The 18,073-nt window shown below is 33.0% G+C and carries 18 protein-coding genes; 17 read left to right on the top strand and 1 reads right to left on the bottom strand.

The annotated features are described in order from the left end of the window. The first annotated feature begins 99 nt into the window (after positions 1 to 99). The 10 genes from deoC (at position 100) to EV145_RS17070 (ending at position 8,316) form a co-directional block, all read left to right on the top strand. The gene (deoC, locus tag EV145_RS17115; protein WP_133526414.1) at positions 100 to 843 is read left to right on the top strand and encodes a deoxyribose-phosphate aldolase; all 744 of its coding nucleotides are present in this window, start codon (positions 100 to 102) and stop codon (positions 841 to 843) included. Continuing rightward, positions 844 to 2,988: an energy transducer TonB gene (locus EV145_RS17110; RefSeq protein ID WP_133526413.1), complete on the top strand. Its 2,145-nt coding sequence runs from the start codon at positions 844 to 846 to the stop codon at positions 2,986 to 2,988. 157 nt (positions 2,989 to 3,145) lie between these two features. Then, positions 3,146 to 4,048 (top strand): heme o synthase, encoded by a 903-nt coding sequence (cyoE, locus tag EV145_RS17105; RefSeq protein WP_133526412.1) that lies wholly within the window; start codon positions 3,146 to 3,148, stop codon positions 4,046 to 4,048. A gap of 2 nt (positions 4,049 to 4,050) precedes the next feature. Then, positions 4,051 to 4,638 carry a heme-copper oxidase subunit III gene (locus tag EV145_RS17100; RefSeq protein ID WP_133526411.1) on the top strand — a complete coding sequence of 196 codons (588 nt, stop codon included), beginning with the start codon at positions 4,051 to 4,053 and terminating at the stop codon, positions 4,636 to 4,638. A 42-nt stretch (positions 4,639 to 4,680) separates the two neighbouring features. After that, positions 4,681 to 5,673 (top strand): cytochrome c oxidase subunit 3, encoded by a 993-nt coding sequence (locus tag EV145_RS17095; protein ID WP_133526410.1) that lies wholly within the window; start codon positions 4,681 to 4,683, stop codon positions 5,671 to 5,673. Between the two features lie 19 nt (positions 5,674 to 5,692). Further along, on the top strand, positions 5,693 to 6,049 hold the full coding sequence (locus tag EV145_RS17090) for a cytochrome C oxidase subunit IV family protein (RefSeq protein WP_133526409.1): 357 nt from the start codon (positions 5,693 to 5,695) through the stop codon (positions 6,047 to 6,049). Positions 6,050 to 6,128: 79 nt separating this feature from the next. Continuing rightward, positions 6,129 to 6,770 carry a hypothetical protein gene (locus tag EV145_RS17085; RefSeq protein ID WP_133526408.1) on the top strand — a complete coding sequence of 214 codons (642 nt, stop codon included), beginning with the start codon at positions 6,129 to 6,131 and terminating at the stop codon, positions 6,768 to 6,770. 11 nt (positions 6,771 to 6,781) lie between these two features. Beyond that, a complete protein-coding gene (locus tag EV145_RS17080; protein WP_133526407.1) occupies positions 6,782 to 7,471 on the top strand; it encodes an SCO family protein in 690 nt (229 codons plus the stop codon). 1 nt (position 7,472) lies between these two features. Then, positions 7,473 to 8,057 carry a DUF420 domain-containing protein gene (locus EV145_RS17075; protein ID WP_133526406.1) on the top strand — a complete coding sequence of 195 codons (585 nt, stop codon included), beginning with the start codon at positions 7,473 to 7,475 and terminating at the stop codon, positions 8,055 to 8,057. Then, positions 8,047 to 8,316 (top strand): hypothetical protein, encoded by a 270-nt coding sequence (locus EV145_RS17070; RefSeq protein WP_133526405.1) that lies wholly within the window; start codon positions 8,047 to 8,049, stop codon positions 8,314 to 8,316. The genes EV145_RS17075 and EV145_RS17070 overlap by 11 nt, the downstream gene beginning before the upstream one ends. Positions 8,317 to 8,334: 18 nt before the next feature. Here the strand turns inward: EV145_RS17070 and EV145_RS17065 are convergent, their stop codons facing one another. Next, positions 8,335 to 9,741: a DUF4403 family protein gene (locus tag EV145_RS17065; RefSeq protein ID WP_133526404.1), complete on the bottom strand. Its 1,407-nt coding sequence runs from the start codon at positions 9,739 to 9,741 to the stop codon at positions 8,335 to 8,337. 177 nt (positions 9,742 to 9,918) lie between these two features. Between EV145_RS17065 and EV145_RS17060 the strand changes: the two genes are divergently transcribed. The 7 genes from EV145_RS17060 (at position 9,919) to tsaB (ending at position 18,071) form a co-directional block, all read left to right on the top strand. Beyond that, on the top strand, positions 9,919 to 10,620 hold the full coding sequence (locus tag EV145_RS17060; RefSeq protein WP_035651510.1) for an ABC transporter ATP-binding protein: 702 nt from the start codon (positions 9,919 to 9,921) through the stop codon (positions 10,618 to 10,620). Continuing rightward, entirely contained in the window at positions 10,613 to 11,857 is a 1,245-nt protein-coding gene (locus EV145_RS17055) for an ABC transporter permease (protein ID WP_133526403.1), read from the top strand. Before EV145_RS17060 ends, EV145_RS17055 begins: the two co-directional genes overlap by 8 nt. 2 nt (positions 11,858 to 11,859) lie before the next feature. Beyond that, entirely contained in the window at positions 11,860 to 13,125 is a 1,266-nt protein-coding gene (locus EV145_RS17050) for an ABC transporter permease (RefSeq protein ID WP_133526402.1), read from the top strand. A gap of 39 nt (positions 13,126 to 13,164) precedes the next feature. Beyond that, positions 13,165 to 14,286, top strand: coding sequence for an efflux RND transporter periplasmic adaptor subunit (locus EV145_RS17045; RefSeq protein ID WP_133526401.1), 1,122 nt, complete (start codon positions 13,165 to 13,167; stop codon positions 14,284 to 14,286). 79 nt (positions 14,287 to 14,365) lie between these two features. Beyond that, complete coding sequence (locus EV145_RS17040; RefSeq protein WP_133526400.1) at positions 14,366 to 15,817, top strand: TolC family protein; 1,452 nt, start codon at positions 14,366 to 14,368, stop codon at positions 15,815 to 15,817. A gap of 6 nt (positions 15,818 to 15,823) precedes the next feature. After that, positions 15,824 to 17,116, top strand: coding sequence for an efflux RND transporter periplasmic adaptor subunit (locus EV145_RS17035; RefSeq protein ID WP_133526399.1), 1,293 nt, complete (start codon positions 15,824 to 15,826; stop codon positions 17,114 to 17,116). A gap of 283 nt (positions 17,117 to 17,399) precedes the next feature. After that, positions 17,400 to 18,071, top strand: coding sequence for a tRNA (adenosine(37)-N6)-threonylcarbamoyltransferase complex dimerization subunit type 1 TsaB (gene tsaB, locus EV145_RS17030; RefSeq protein ID WP_133526398.1), 672 nt, complete (start codon positions 17,400 to 17,402; stop codon positions 18,069 to 18,071). The last annotated feature ends 2 nt before the right edge of the window (positions 18,072 to 18,073 follow it).

Genomic DNA, 18,073 nt, shown 5'->3' with positions numbered 1-18,073 from the left:
TCGGTGGGTTTTTTAATATCCTAAAATGAAGCTTTATAAATAGTGCTGTTTTTTGAATTTAAAATGTATTTTTGTGCCGATCTGATATACTATTAAGTCATGAACATTAAGCAATACCTTGATTCAACGTATCTTAAAACTGCTTCGCAAGCTGGACTTTCGGAAGCGGAAAATGATATCGTTGTAAAAAATGCAATCAATGAAGCAATTGCAGAGGGCTTTAAATTGATTATGATTCGGCCAGAGAATGTCAGCTTGGCAAAAAAAATGATTCTCAAAGCTAATGCAGCTTTATTGGTTGGGACTGTTATTGATTTTCCAGAAGGCAAATCAGATTTAGAAACCAAGATTAAAGAAGCGAATGAAGCTATTGAAAATGGAGCTGACGATTTAGATTTTGTCTGTAATTACGAAGCTTTCAAAAATGGTGATACTGTATTAGTAAAAAACGAAATTTTAATAGGTACTCAAATTGGTTTAGCGCATAATAAAACGGTAAAATGGATTATTGAAACCGCTGCTTTAACCGATAAAGAAATTATTCAGCTTTCGGCTTTGATCAAAAATGTCGTTATCTCTAATTTTAAAGAAGACGACTATGCTTCAGTTTTTGTAAAATCATCTACAGGTTTTTTTAAAACGGAAGATAATTTGCCAAATGGAGCTAACGTTCCTGTAATTATTATTATGCTAGAAAATGCGTCACCATTGCCAGTTAAGGCGGCGGGCGGTGTCAGATCATATGAAGATGCAATAGAAATGATTCGTTTAGGAGTTAAACGTATCGGAACTTCGGCGGCAAAAGCAATTGCTAATGGAGAGAATACCCCAAATCAATATTAAATGAAAACCAAAATTTACGCAACAAATAAAAGTGCATTATCTTTTGTTTTGCTGTTAAGCTCGTTATTTGCTTTCGCACAGAACAATAATACTTCTTCTGTTCAATCTGGATTTACAAGTGAACAATTTCCCGTTTTTGATAATTGTCAAAATTTAGCCGATAAAAAATTAGAAAACTGCTTTTATAAAGAAGTTCAGGATTTTGTTTTTCAAAATTTTGAAGTGCCTGAAAATCTGAAACAATCAAATTATAAAGGCGAAGTAAAAGTGCTTTTTGAGGTTGATGCAACTGGTGATTTTAAAGTGATTTATGTAAATATTGCAAATGAGGATTTGTCTGCAGAAGCCAAACGTGTTTTTGGTAAATTTCCAAAAATAAAACCTTCTACTTACAACGGAAAACCGACTTATTCAAAATATACAATTACCATTGCTATTCCTTTGAAAAGTGCAGATCAGCAGGCGGCAGAAGCATTGGCAGCAGCCCAAATTTTAAAACCGGCTGAGAAGCCTCTGACAGAATTAGATAGCATTGTATATAAAAAATACAATAATCCCGAATTTGAGAGTCATTTAAACATTCCGTTTTCTCATAGTTATTATGCACAGTTTGATGGTGCGATGAATCAGGTTGGAAGCAATAATCATACAGCTTCAAAACCATATACTTATACTGAGGTTTCAAAATATTATAATTTGAAAGCAGTAAATGAGTCACTTCAAAAAAATGTTTCAACTTGGCTGGGCAAGAAATGGTGGAATGAAAACTTGGTGCAGATTCAGGGAGAAGATTATTGGCTTGCTTTAAATCCAATAGTTGATTTGCAATTGGGAAAAGCTTCAGATCTTGATGCTTCTTATACCTATGTAAATACGCGCGCTTTAAATTTTAGAGGAGGTTTAGGGAAACAAATAAACTTTACTACAACAATTTTTGAAAGCCAAGGCCGTTTTGCAGGATATTTTAATGATTATGCCGAATCGTTGAAACCATCAGGAGGGAATCCGGCGATTATTCCTGGAGTTGGTATTGCAAAGCGATTTAAAGAAGATGCTTATGATTTTCCTTTAGCAGAAGCCAATATTACGTACACGCCGTATAAATTTTTTGATCTGCAGTTAGGTTATGGTAGAAATTTTATAGGAGATGGATACCGATCACTTCTTGAAAGCGATGGAGCGAGTCCGTATCCGTATTTTAAAATTAATACCACTTTCTGGAAAATAAAATATACGAACACTTATATGTGGCTCAAAGATGTTCGTCCTGAAGTTACAGTTGATAAAACATATGCCACAAAATTTATGGCAAATCATTATTTAAGCTGGAATGTTTCAAACAGACTGAATTTAGGTTTCTTTGAATCGGTTGTTTGGACAGATACTAATAATAGAGGATTTGATGTCAATTTTGTGAACCCAATTATTTTTTATCGTACAGTTGAGTTTACTTCTTCTTCAAGAAGCGGTAATGCAATGCTTGGTATTACTGGAAAATATAAATGGAATAACAGTATAAATTTGTATTCACAGTTTTTAATTGATGAGTTTTCGGTTTCTGATGTAAAAGCAGCAGATAAAAGTTGGAAAAATAAATTTGGTTTTCAAATTGGAGGAAAATACTTTAATGCATTTGATGTAAAAGATCTTTTGGTGCAGATAGAATATAACCATGTACGACCTTATGTATATTCGCATAGTGCGGTGATTACAAATTACGGGCATAATAATCAAAGTCTAGGTCATCAATGGGGAGGAAATTTTAATGAACTTGTCATGATAGGACGTTATCACAAGGGCCGTATTTTTGGTGATGCAAAATTTACTGTTGGAACAAGAGGATTGGATTTTAATACAACTCAGGATAGTTATAATTATGGAGGCGATATTTACAAAAGTTATGATGTAAAGCGTCCGTATGATAAGGGAGTTAAAGTGGGACAGGGAAATAAAACAGATGTTTTTATTGCCGATATACAAGGAGGGTATTTGATAAATCCAATGACGAATTTGAAATTGTATGGAAGTTTTATTTACAGAAACTTTGATCCTACTCAAGATACCGCCACAACTTTTAAGCAAAGTACGACTTGGTTTACTATCGGATTGCGTTCAGATATTTTTAATTGGTACTTCGATTACTAGAATTTTTATAAGATTTTTCGAAATAATTGTGTTAAAGATTTGCAAGACCTTATTTTGTAAAGGTTTTATTGAAAAAAATCTAATTTTATAGTTCTTTATTCTACAATCTAATTTGTACATTTGCAGCACTCAAAAAAAATATACAAACAATAGAGGTTTGAACGCTACTAAAAATACAATTTCACTAAAATCAATATTTCTGGATTTCAAAGAGATTACAAAGGCTGGTTTGGCTATCAGTGTTTTGTTTTCTTCGATTGCCGGATATTTATTAGGCGTAAATAACGAACACCCTTTTAAATGGAGTGTTTTGCTTGTTTTGTCAATTGGCGGTTACTGTATGGTTGGAGCTTCAAATGCATTTAATCAGGTAATTGAAAAAGACATTGATGCCTTAATGGATCGAACGAAAAATCGTCCAGTTCCTTCAGGGCGTATGTCTCCAAAAATGGCTTTGTTTGTAGCGAGTTTGCTGACCATCATTGGAATCAGTTTGCTTTACACTATTAATGCTAAGTCAGCAATGTTTGCTGCAATCTCGATATTTTTATACACAAGTATCTATACGCCTTTAAAAACAGTAACTTCATTGTCTGTTTTTGTTGGTGCATTTCCCGGGGCTATACCGTTTATGTTAGGATGGGTTGCGGCAACTGGTGAATTCGGAATTGAAGCAGGAACATTGTTTTTGATTCAGTTTTTCTGGCAATTTCCTCATTTTTGGGCAATTGGTTGGTTTTTGTATGAAGATTATGAAAAAGCGGGAATCTTTATGCTTCCAACGGGAAAAAAAGACAAAGGAACTGCTTTGCAGGTTATTTTATACACAATTTGGTTGATTATAGCTTCATTGCTTCCGGTTTTGGGTTATACAGGACAATTGTTTATTTCGCCTATTGCTGCAGTTTTAGTGTTTTTATTGGGTTTATGGATGTTGTTTTATGCTGTGAAATTATATCAGCTAAGAACAGCAAAGTCAGCAAGAACCTTAATGCTGGTGAGTGTTTCGTACATTTCACTGTTGCAGATTGTATTTATAGTAGATAAATTTTTAAGATAGTTATGGAAATGACAATTAAAGCAAGTGAAGAACAAGAGAGTAAATCAAAGTCGGCAAAGCTGATTTTGTTATTCGCCATGGTGAGTATGACCATGATGTTTGCTGGACTTACAAGTGCATTTGTAGTTAGTAAATCAAGAGCCGATTGGTTGAAGAGTTTTGAATTGCCAACGGCATTTTATTATAGTACAGCGGTGATTATTGGCTGTAGTATCACTTTTTATCTGGCAAAAAAAGCAATCCAGAAAGACAACAGAAGCTTAACTACAGCTTTATTGTTAGGGACATTGGCTTTGGGTATTTTGTTTGTGGTTTTACAGCTTGTAGGATTTGGGCAGATTATGGAAAGCGGTTATTATATGACTGGTCAAGGTAGTTCGATTACGGCAACTTTTCTTTATGTAATTACTTTTGTACACCTATTGCACTTACTTGGCGGGTTAATTTCGCTTTTAATTGTAATTTATAATCATTTTAAACAAAAATACAATTCAACTCAAACTCTTGGTATAGAACTAGGTGCAATGTATTGGCACTTTCTAGACTTATTATGGGTTTTATTATTTTTATTTTTATATTTCTTTAAATAAGAAAAAAACGTAAATTTGGGAACTTTTTAACGAATATCTTTTATGGAAGCGACAGTTACTACTGCAAACAACGACGAAAAAACTTGGGGAGGCGGCGACATCCAGCCATTAGGAGCAAGCTATGGTAAAATGATGATGTGGTTTTTTATCGTATCAGATGCCTTAACATTCTCTGGATTCCTTGCTGCTTATGGTTTTTCTAGATTTAAATTTATTGAAACTTGGCCTTTGGCTGATGAAGTGTTTACACACTTTCCATTTTTACATGGTGTTGCGGCTCCTATGTATTATGTAGCCTTAATGACTTTTATTTTGATTTTTTCATCTGTAACAATGGTGTTAGCTGTTGATGCAGGTCATCAATTAAAGAAGACAAAGGTTGCTGTTTATATGTTCTTGACTATTATTGGAGGTTTAATTTTCGTTGGTTCTCAAGCTTGGGAATGGAAAAACTTCATTAAAGGAGAATATGGTGCAGTTGAAACAGCAGGCGGAAGTTTATTGCAGTTTGTTGACAAAGATGGTAAAAGAGTAGCTCTTGAAGCGTTTGCTGTAAAATTACCGGAACAAAGAGAAGCTTTGACAAGAAGCCATGCAACTTGGTTTGTTGAAGATGCTGAAACGCAACCAACTTATACTGTTGCTGAAGTTCAGGCTGGTTTTAAAGCACATCCTGAATTGTTGATTAGAACAGAACAGATAATTGAAAATAACGGAAAAAAGAGTAAAAAAGTTCTGACTAGAGCAGAAGCTGAAACTCGTTTGGCAACTGCAAAATATGTAGTAGAAGGTGCAAACCTTACAAGAAACGAATACGGAAGCAAATTATTTGCTGATTTCTTCTTCTTCATCACTGGATTCCACGGATTCCACGTATTTTCTGGAGTTATCATTAATATCATTATTTTCTTTAATGTATTATTGGGAACTTACGAGAAAAGAAGAAGCTACGAAATGGTAGAGAAAGTTGGATTATACTGGCACTTTGTAGATTTAGTTTGGGTATTTGTATTTACAGTTTTCTACTTAGTTTAATTTTTTAAGATTTATTATTATGGCACACGGTCACGAATACGTATCAAATACAAAAAGAATCTGGTTTGTTTTTATATTACTATCAGTAGTAACTACAGTAGAGGTTGTTCTTGGTATCTACAAACCTGCAGTTTTAGAAGGTAATCATTTTGTTGGTTTGAATTTGTTAAACTGGATTTTCTATATCCTTACAATTTTCAAAGCATATTATATAGTATGGGCATTTATGCACATGGAAGGTGAAAAAAGCAGTCTTAGATGGTCTGTTGTATCGCCAGTTATTTTCCTAGTTTTATATTTATTGTTTATTCTTTTGACAGAAGGACATTATATTTATGGGGTTTTTAAAGATTCTACTATTAAATGGAATTTTTAACATGATATTAATTCGAAAAGAAGCTCCGATTTGCGGAGCTTTTTTTATTTTTGTACCTCAATATTTGTCCGCATAAACAATGAAAAAAAATATAGTTCTCTTTGTACTTTTTGTTCTGCCTATCGTAGCTTATTTGTTTTTTGCATCTGGAGTAAACAGCTTTACTAAACTTCCTACCATAACACCAAAAATCGCTGACCTTGGTAACTGGAAATCTTTAAAAGGTGAGAAAGTAACTTTGAATAAAAAAATCACAATACTTGGTTTTTCTGGTGCTGAAATTGTAAAAAACAGAGGTAATTTTTTTAATCTGAATGAAAAGATCTATCAGCGTTATAATGGTTTTAAAGATTTGCAGTTTGTAGTTATTTGTCCGTTAGGGACAGAAGAAAGCGCTAAAAAACTTGTTAAATCTTTAGGTGCTTTTACTGATGTTTCAGGCTGGCATTTTGTTTTTGCTTCTCCAGAAGAAATCAAAACGTTTTATAATCAGCTTCATTTAAAAGGCAAGCTCGACGATAATCTTGGAACATCAAATGTTTATATTGTTGATAAAGAAAGAAATCTTCGAGGTCGAAAAAATAAAGATGATTATAAAGAAGGATATAATACTTTTCATCCTTCAGAGTTGAGCAACGAAATGCTTGATGATTTTAAAATCATTTTATACGAATATCGTGCGGCTCTTAAAAAGAATCACAATGCCACTAAAGAACTTTAATTTTTACCTACATGTTTAAAAATAAATCATATATCGGAATTTCGTTTATCGTTCTGATTTTCGGAATTTATGCAGTGCCAAAAATTGTCGACAGAATTCAAAACGGAGAAGTTGTAAAAGGAAATCGTTTGGATAACGTTGGTTTGAAAAATTCGAAAGAAGATGGGAAATTATTGACTATTGGTCCAGCTCCTAAATTTGAATTAACGAATCAGGAAGGTACTAAAGTATCAAATGAAACATATAAAGGAAAAGTTTATGTTTTGGAGTTTTTCTTTACAACCTGTCCTTCAATTTGTCCAAAGATGAATTTAAGCATGCTGGAAATTGAGAAAACTTTCTTTGGAAATCCTAATTTCGGAATCGTTTCAATTACAATAGATCCTGGTCACGATACGCCGGCGGTTTTAAAAGATCACGCAAAATTATTAGGTGTTAAATCTTCAAATTGGAATTTTTTAACTGGGGATAAGGCAACGATTATGGATTTATCTAACAAAGGTTTCAATCTATATGCAGGAGAAAATGATAAAGTGAACGGAGGTTTTGAACATTCAGGTCTATTTGCTTTAATTGATAAAGATGGTAAAATTCGTTGCAGAAAAGATGAGTTTGGAAATCCAATTTTATACTACGATGGCTTAGATAAAAAAGGTGTTAGAGAAATTCAAGAAGATATTAAAGTATTATTAGAAGAATAAAATGGAAGATAATTCGATAGAAAAAAAATACAATAAATTTATTATCGCTGTTTCAATTGTAATACCAGTTGTAGTGGCAATTTTATTTGGTGTGAAACTTAAAGATTTTGGATATAATGTTGAACCATTATCTATGTTGCCTCCTGTGTATGCAACAATAAACGGCGTAACAGCAATTGTTTTGGTTGCAGCTGTAATGGCTATTAAAAACGGAAAACGTTTGTTACACGAGCGCTTAATGACCTTTGCTATTGTTTTGTCTGTTGCTTTTTTAGTGATGTATGTTGCTTATCACATGACAGCAGATTCAACGAAATTTGGAGATTTAAATCATGATGGTATTCTTGATGCTACAGAAAGTGCTAAGGTTGGTTCATTACGATTAGTTTATTTTGTTATTTTAATAACTCATATTTTGCTTTCAATCGCAATTATTCCGCTTGTTTTAATTTCTTATGTTAGAGCTTTGGCACAACGATTTGATAGACATAAAAAAATAGCTAAAATCACGTTTCCAATTTGGTTATATGTTGCTGTAACTGGGGTTGTAGTATTTTTAATGATTTCTCCGTATTATGCTAATTAATAAAAAAAATAATATTCAAAGTTTAAAACTGAAATTTCAAACTTTGTTTTTTGGAATTTGCTTCTTCTTAATTGGAATTTCAGCAAATGCTCAATGTGCAATGTGCCGTGCTGCCCTTGCGGGAGATTCAAACGTTAAAAAAGCTGAGGCGGTAAACGACGGAATTGTTTATTTAATGGTGATTCCGTATTTGCTTGTTGGTATAATTGGTGTTCTGATTTACAGGATGTACCAATCTAAAAAGAAAAAAGCAGTCTAAATTTAGACTGCTTTTTTTTTATTTTAATCCGTCGACAGAAACATTCACGGTTCCATTTATTTTTATAAAAGCGATAATGGCCTGATTAGTCAGCTGAATTTTATCAAACTGAATGTCTTCCATTTTTCCGTTTACAAAAACTCCCGGCATTGGGGAATAGTTTTTTAGATAAGAAGCCATACTCTTTTTGCCTTCTTCTAAATTAGGCTGAATAGAATAGCGGCAACTTGCTTCCATTTTTTTTAAAATATAACCTTGTCCTAGCCAGCTTGCGGTTCTCATTAATTTGCTTTTGGTGTCTAAAACATAATCGAGTTTGTCAAAATAGATTTCTTTTGTCTGCGGATTATATTGAGGAAATCCGTTTAAGTATAAAGTTCCGTTTATAGATCCTAATACGTCTAATGCAATTACCATTTTTCCATCTTTGTGCCAAATGGTAACATTTTTTACGGTTACTTTTTTACTTCCAGATCCAAATTCCTGATCAGCAAAATTTTTGGTCATTATTTTAGAGGCGTCAGTATAAGTTGAAATTGCTGCAATATTGGCCGAAATTTGATTCGGAATTTTAGTAACAGGTTTTAAAACAATTTTACTGGCATTGAATTTCGAGTCAGGTTGTTTGCCAACAATTGTTTCCATGTTGCATTTCATTCCCATGTCTAACAAAAAGGAATCGTTTTTTAGTTTCGCATTTGTCGAATAAACTTCGATTGGAACAATTCGTAACCAGCTTTCATAAGTGTCGCTCATTTGAAACGGCGTGCAGATTTTTTCTAATGCTGATAAAACATTCGGCTTAAAATCCATTGATTTTTCGATAGCCTCGTCTATTTTTTTCTCGATTTTAGATTTAAAAATAGAAATTGCAGGGTTTATCAAATACGTAATTGGCATATTTTTTCCAAAAACCGTCATAGTTGGGCTTTCGTTCCAATCTAATGATTTGAATTCAGTTTTAGTGTTTAGTTTCCAATTTGTCAGAGCTACATCGCTTGATAAAGTGATGACGCCATTTAAATTAAATTCGCGCGTATCATATAGCTCCACGCCTAATTTTTTTGTTCCAATTCGGTATTTAATAGTTGCCTTTAAAGGGAGAACTGTTTTTATCTTTTTGTCTGGCGATGCAGGATCATTCTGAATTTTTATTGGAGCCTGTTTCCATATTTTCATTTCGATATCATCATCTTCAATATTATTGTCTTTATAAATAAGCCCATTTAAAAGTGCGTTTGTCTGATTTTCAATATCAGGCAGTTTTACAGTTATCGGTAAATTAATAAAAGACGGATTTGCATCATAAACTAGCGGACTGGCGTCGTCCGGCTCCGGTTTTAAAGTTTCTAGTTTTTGTGATGTTGAACAACTGTAAAGTAATGTAACAGCCGTAAATAGAGCGAAAATTGAAGTAAACTTCATTGGTATAATTTTTTAAAGTCATAACAAAATTAAGAAAACAATTAAATAATCTTAAAAAAGTGTAACAATTAGAAAAGTACGCCGTCTTATTTAAATATTAAAATGTAATTATTAACGTTTTGTTATCATAATTTACTTATAAAAAATATTATTATTGTTTAAAAAATTAACAATACCATGATTGAAATAAAAGATTTGCATAAATCCTATAAAATGGGAAGTTCAGAACTGCATGTGTTAAAAGGGATAAATTTTAATATTGAAGAAGGTGAGCTTGTAGCGATCATGGGATCTTCGGGGTCAGGAAAATCTACGCTTCTAAATATTTTAGGAATTTTAGATGAGGCTGATTCAGGAAGTTATACTTTAGATAAAACTCCAATTAAAAAATTGAACGAAACGATAGCTTCAAAATATCGCAACAAATTTTTAGGATTTGTTTTTCAATCTTTTAATTTGATCAATTATAAAAGTGCACTTGATAATGTGGCAATGCCGTTATATTATCAAGGAATAAAAAGAAAAGAACGCTATGATATTGCAATGAAATACTTAGAGAAAGTTGGTTTGGGTTCGCATTCGCACCATTTGCCAAATGAACTTTCTGGAGGTCAAAAACAGCGTGTTGCAATCGCAAGAGCATTAGCCTCAAATCCAAAAGTATTGCTTGCAGATGAGCCTACAGGAGCTTTGGATACTAAAACTTCTTATGAAGTAATGGAACTTATTCAAGGAATTAACGATGAAGGTAAAACTATTTTGATCGTTACACACGAACCAGACATTGCCGCGATGTGCAAGAGAAATGTGGTCCTGAAAGACGGATTAATTATCGATGATAAAAAAGTAGAACAAGTTAGAGCTTCATCTTATGTTTAATATTGAGCGTTGGCAAGAAATATTTGAAGCAATCTCCAAAAACCGGCTGCGTACATTTTTGACTGGAGTTTCAGTTGCATCGGGAATTTTTATTTTGGTGATTTTGCTGGGGGCGGGAAAAGGACTTCAAAATGGTATTGAAAAACAGTTTGAAAGAGATGCCGCAGGAATTATAGAGGTTTGGTCTGGGACAACAACAAAAGAGTATAAAGGACTAAATCCGGGAAGACAAATTCAGTTTCGAAATAGTGATTATTCGCAATCTGTTCAAAAGTTTGAAGATAAGCTGGATTTAAGAGCCTCGACACAGAATTATTGGGGAGCACAATTTGCTTACGGTAAAGAAAACGGAAATTATCAATACAGAGGTGTCAATCCTGATTATGGTCAGGTTGAAAATCTTGTGATTGTTCAAGGGCGTTATGTTAATAGTAAAGACTTAGAAAACAATGAAAAGGTAGCTACCATTGGTATGAAAATAAAGACCGATTTGTTTAAAGATCAGGATGCGCTCGGAAAAGAAATACAAATCAACAATATCAATTTTAAAGTAATAGGTGTTTTTACAGATCCAGGAGGAGAACGAGAAGAAGCAAGAGCTTATTTGCCTTTAAGTACAGTACAAAGGGCCTTTGGAGCAGGTGACAAAATCAGTAATATGTTTTTTACATTGAAAAAGACAAATGATTACGATGAAGCGCTGGCACAATCTGAAAAATTTACTCAGGATTTAAAGGATTTGCTTAAAAGTAAAAATATGGTCGCGCCAGAGGATGATAGTGGAATTGGTGCATATAATTCAGTAAAAGACGCAAAACAATTTTATGATTTAAATTTATATATAAGATTGTTCTTTTGGTGGGTGGGTATTTGTACCATTATTGCTGGAGTTGTTGGCGTGAGTAACATCATGTTAATCATCGTAAAAGAAAGAACGAAAGAAATTGGAATTCGAAAAGCATTAGGTGCATCGCCATTTTCTATTATTACAATGATACTGCATGAATCCATTTTTATTACGACAATTGCAGGTTTCGTTGGATTATTAGCAAGTTTATTGCTGTTGGAATTAGTTGGGCCACTGGTACAGAGTGAATATTTTAGAAATCCTGAAGTAGATTTCAGTGTAGCATTGACAACACTTGTTTTACTTGTTTTTGCAGGCGCACTGGCTGGTTTTTTTCCGGCATACAGAGCAGCCAAAATTAAACCTATTGTAGCACTTAGAGACGAATAATTATGTTTAAGAAAGATAATTGGGACGAAATTTTACAGGCATTGACTGCAAATCCTTTCAGGACAATCTTGACGGCTTTTGGTGTTTTTTGGGGTATCTTCATTTTGGTGATTTTGCTAGCTGCAGGAAATGGTCTGGAAAATGGAATTAAAAAAGGTTTTGACGGAATTGCCACAAATACCATGTTTATGTGGAGTCAGACGACTTCAAAAGCATATAAAGGATTGCCAAAAACCCGTAGATATGATTTTAGAAATAGCGATGTTGCTGCTTTAAGAGCTGCTTTGCCTGATTTGTTATATGTTTCACCACGAAATCAACTAGGTGATTTTAACGGAACTAATAATGTGGTTAGAGGTACAAAAACATCATCATTTACCATTTATGGAGATTATCCAGAGCTGATTAAACAACAGCCAATGGATATTATAAAAGGAAGGTTTGTAAACCAGCAGGATATTGAAGATAAAAGGAAGGTTTGCGTAATTGGTAAAGGGGTGATTAGTGAACTTTATGGAAAAGAAGAAGAGTCTATTGGAACTTATATTAAAATCAATGGAATAAACTTTATGGTTGTTGGGATTTATAAATCGAAACAGCAAGGAGGAAATGCAGAGCAAGAGCAAAAAAATATATTTATTCCGTTTACCACTTTTCAGCAGGCATTTAACTATGGAGATAAAGTGGGATGGATGGCAATTACTGCAAAAGATGAAACTTCTATTACCGATTTGAAACCGAAAATTCTCGAAATAATTAAAGCATTACACTCTATAAATCCTGCAGATGACAGAGCTGTTGGTAATTTTGATTTATATGAGCAGTTTAATAAAGTTCAGAGTTTATTTAACATCTTGAAAATCATTGCTTATTTTGTTGGGACCCTGGTTCTGATTTCTGGAGTAATCGGGATTTCAAATATTATGCTTATTGTAGTTAAAGAGCGTACAAAAGAAATTGGAATTCGCAGAGCTTTAGGGGCAACTCCGGCGGCTATTCGAGGACAAATTTTATCAGAATCTATCTTTTTGACTATTATTTCAGGAATGCTGGGAATTGCAGTCGCCACCGGAATTATTGCTGTTTTAAATATGATTTTAGATTCGATGCCGGCAGACAGTAATACCATGTTTTCGAGTCCAAGTGTAGATTTAGGAGTTGTATTTGTTGCCTTATTAATATTAGTGGGTTCAGGTTTGCTGGCTGGATTTATTCCAGCACAGACCGCAATTAATGTGAAGCCAGTTGACGCTTTGCGAACAGAATAAATTATCAATCAAAATATAATCGATTAAACCAAAAACAAAATGAAAAAAGGAGTAACCGTAACCATTTTAATCTTTATTGCAATAGTTTTCTTTGGTGCACTTTATTATTTGTATGCAAAAAATCAAGAGTCGCCAATTGTTTATCAAACAGAAAAGGCAGAGATTAAAACGATAGTAAAAAATACCATTGCAACAGGTAATATTCAGCCTGATGAAGAGGTCCTAATCAAACCAAACATCTCAGGAATTATTGAAGAAGTCTATATTAAAGCCGGAGAAAAAATTAAAGCCGGTGATATGATTGCCAAAATTAGAGTTGTTGCCAATGTGTCGAATGTAAGCAGTACTCAAAATCAAGTACAGACTGCGAAAATTGCACTAGATAATCAGGAGAAAATCTATCAAAGACAAAAAACGCTTTTTGATAAAGATGTAATTTCTGCAAATGATTTTGATGCAGCTCAATTGGCTTACAAACAAGCCAAACAAAATTATTTGGCTGCAAAACAAAGCTTAGATATTGTTAAAACAGGAACAACAACATCTTTAGGGACTTATGCAAATACATTAATTCGTTCAACTGTTACTGGAATGGTATTGCAAGTGCCCGTAAAAGTTGGAAATCAAGTTATTGAAAGTAATAATTTTAACGAAGGAACTACAATTGCTAGCGTAGCCGATGTTGGAAGAATGATTTTTATTGGAAAAATCGATGAATCTGAAGTAGGTAAAATTAAAGAAAAAATGCCTATTGAGATTACAGTTGGAGCTATTGAAAATAAAAAATTCGACGCGACTTTAACAGACATCGCGCCAAAAGGTGTTGTAGAAAATGGTGCTATTCAGTTTGAAATAAAAGCAAAACTAGAGAATAAAGGAGATACTTTTATCAGAGCTGGATTAAGTGCAAACGCATCAATTATATTAGAAAAAGCAGACAAAATTTTAGCTATTAAAGAATCACTTGTGCAGTTTGACAAAAAGACTCAAAAACCTTATGTAGAAGTAGAAACGGCACCACAAAAATTTCAGAGAAGAGATTTAGTTTTAGGTGTTAGTGACGGAATTTATGTGCAGATCAAAAGCGGTGTTAAAGATTCTGATAAAATCAAAATCTGGAATCAAGGTTTGATCAACGAAGGAAATAAGGATAAAAAATAATTTGATTATTTAAAGGAGTTTTTGGGTTTTTAAAATGTTAAATTTGCATGGCTTGTTTGCTGTGCTTCATTCAAAATATATGAAAATAAATAAAATAAATAGTCTAGTTTTTGCCATGCTTTTCGGATTTGGATTATCAGGTCAAGCGCAGACAAAACAATGGACACTAGAGGAATGCGTAAGATATGCATTGGATAATAATATTACAATAAAGGTATCAGAATTAGATGTTGAAAATGCTGAAATAAATAAAAAGGATGCATTTGGCAGATATCTTCCATCTGTTAACGGAAATGCATCTCATTCTTGGAATATTGGTTTAAATCAAGATGTAACTACAGGAGTTTTACGTAATCAGACCACTCAATATTCATCTGTAGGTTTAAGTGCTGGAGTTGATATTTACAGAGGTCTGCAAAACCAAAATACATACAGACGAACAAAACTTGCTATTATTGCATCACAATATCAATTATTGAAAATGCAAGAGGATGTTTCGTTGAATGTTGCGAATGCTTTTCTTCAGATTTTGGGTTATAAAGAAGATTTTAAAATAAAAACAGAACAGCTTTCTATTGATGAAAAACGTTTAAAACGTTCAGAAGAAATGGTTAGTGCAGGAACAATTCCGCGTGGTGATTTATTTGATTTAAAAGCTACTATTGCAACAGACAAGCAAAATATTGCAGTTTCTGAGAATAATTTGTTGATCTCAAAATTGAGTTTAGCACAGCTTTTACAGCTTAAAGAATTTGCAGATTTTGACGTTGTTGATGACACAAATGCAAAAGATGAAAATAATATCATGGCACAAAGTCCAATTGATATTTACAATAAAGCAAAAGAAACAAGAACCGAATTAAAACTGGCACAAACCAATCTTGAAATTGCCGAGAAAAATGTAGCAATTGCAAAAGGAGCATATCAGCCGACTTTAAGTGCTTTTTATAACTTTAATACAAGAGCAAGTTACTCGGATATTATTTCAGGTAGAGTTATCGATCCGGTAAATCCAACTACTCAAATAGGTTATGTTCAAGGAACAAATCAAGCTGTATTAACTGATAATTATTCAACTGTTACCGGAAGCGCAAAACCAATTTTTGATCAGTTTAATGATAATAAAGGACAGTCTTTTGGTCTTCAGCTTTCTGTTCCAATTTTTAATGGATTCTCTGTTAGAAATAATGTTGAACGAAATAAAGTAAGTTTAGAGAAATCTAAAATAGATTTAGAACAAAAAAGTTTAGATTTGCAACGTAACGTATATACTGCTTTTACGAATGCAAAAGCGGCATTAAATACGTATGAAGCTGCAACAGTAACTTTAGAGGCAAGACAGCAGGCTTACAATTATGCTAAAGAAAAGTATGATGTAGGATTGATGAATTCATTTGATTTTACACAGGCTCAAACGTTATTGACAAATGCACAGTCTGATGTTATCAGAACGAAATACGATTATATATTTAAAATAAAAATTCTTGAATTCTATTTTGGAATTCCAATTGTTCCAATTCCTGCAAAATAATTTACTATGTCAAAAAAAACAATTTATTTCTTAGTTGGGGGCGCAATCATAATTATTGCAGTCTTAATAGGTTTGTCGAAATCAGGAGTTATAGGAAATAAGGATGAAGGAAAAGAAGTAGAAATCTCAAAAGTTGTGTCGTCAACAATTGTCGAAACGGTTTCGGCAACAGGAAAAATTCAGCCTGAAATTGAAGTGAAAATTTCACCAGAAGTTTCGGGAGAAATTATTCTGCTTAATGTTAAAGAAGGACAGGTTGTAAAAAAAGGAGATTTATTAGTTAAAATAAATCCAGATTTATATACCTCAAGTTATAATCGTTCAGTTTCAAATTTATCAGGAACTAAAGCGGGCTTAACACAATCTGAAGCTAGTTTTAAAGAAGCAAAAGCGAATTACGAGCGTAATAAAACCTTGTTTGATAAAGGAGTTATTTCAAAATCAGACTGGGATAAAGCGATTGCGTCATTTGAAGTTGCCAAAGCTACTAGACAAAGCTCTTATTATAATGTTCAGAGTGCCTCTGCATCTGTAAATGAAGCGAGAGACAATTTAGGGCGTACTACCATTTATTCTCCGGCAGATGGTACAATTTCGGTATTAAATGTTGAATTAGGAGAACGTGTTTTAGGAACACAACAAATGGCTGGAACAGAGCTTCTAAGAGTTGCGAATCTTAACAATATGGAGGTTGAAGTTAATGTAAATGAAAATGATATTGTTAAAATTAAAATTGGAGACGAAGCAAATGTTGAAGTGGATGCCTATTTGAAAAAGAAATTCAAAGGTATTGTAACCAGTATTTCGAATTCAGCAAGTACTGCTTTAACTTCTGATCAGGTTACTAACTTTAAGGTTAAAGTTCGAATTTTAAAAGAATCTTATCAAGATTTATTGAATGGAAAACCAAGTACTTATTCGCCTTTCCGACCAGGAATGACGGCAACGGTTGATATTATTACAACAACAAAAACAAATGTTTTGGCAGTGCCAATTAGTTCTGTTGTAGTAAAATCAGATACTACAGCTGTAAAAGATTTTAAAGTTGAAGATCCAAACGAAGACAAAAAAGCAGCTCCAAAAAGTGACAAAAAATTCGAATGTGTTTTTGTAAAAGTTGGAGATAAAGCTAAAATCAGAATCATTAAAACAGGAATCCAAGATGACACTAATATTGAAGTAATGTCTGGATTAAAACCGGGTGATGTTGTAATTACAGGACCTTACACAACAGTTTCTAAGGATTTGAATTCTGGTGATAAAGTAAAGCTTAAAAAAGCAGAAGCACCTAAAAAATAGGGTATAGTATGATAATTGCTTTGCATGGAGTTCCGTCAGAATTCATTTTTAGTAGTGTCGGAGGTTTCATTAGTGTGATTGCATATTTGATATGGGTACATTATAGCGTCTCTAAAACAAAATATTATAATGATGAATTTAAATATTTTGCAGTAGAAAAAAGATTGATCATATACATAGGCTTTTTATTGGGAAATTTGTGTGTGGCATTTCTATTATTTTGGTTAGTAACCCTTATTTTTGCGGCTTTAATTTTTGTATAATTTTTTAATAACAAACAATTTTGTCTTTTATTCTTAATATCGAAACAGCAACGAAAAATTGTTCATTATCAATTGCAAAAAATGGAGAAACTATTTTATGCAAAGAAATTGCTGAAGAAGGATATTCACATGCCGAAAAACTTCATGTTTTTATTGAAGAAATAATAGCAGCATCAGGAATCTCAGTTCAGGATTTAGAAGCTGTAGCGGTAAGCCAGGGACCAGGTTCATATACTGGTTTGCGCATTGGAGTTTCTGCAGCAAAAGGTTTGTGCTATGCTTTAAATATTCCGTTGATCGCTGTTGATACATTAGAGACTTTGGCTTCACGAGTTACTGTTTCAGAAGGAAAAATTATTCCAATGCTTGATGCCAGAAGAATGGAAGTGTACAGTGAAATTTTTACTTTTGATTTAAAAAAAGAAAGAGCCATTCAGGCGGAAATTATTTCGGAAGATTCGTTTTCAGAATACAAAGAAGTGCTATACTTTGTTGGTGATTGTGCCGAAAAATGTAAGCCGGTTTTAACAAAAGAAAATTTTATTTTTTTAGAAGAAATCAAATACCCTTCGGCAAGAGAAATGAGTAAAATCAGTTATGATAAATATCAAAAAAGCGACATCGTTGATGTCGCTTACTTTGAGCCTTATTATTTGAAAGATTTTATGATGACCCTGCCATCAAAAAAATAACT

The sequence above is a fragment of the Flavobacterium sp. 245 genome (assembly GCF_004362055.1).
Classification (GTDB): domain Bacteria; phylum Bacteroidota; class Bacteroidia; order Flavobacteriales; family Flavobacteriaceae; genus Flavobacterium.
Note: the sequence above shows the minus strand (reverse complement) of the source record. Positions and strands in the feature narration are given on the sequence as shown.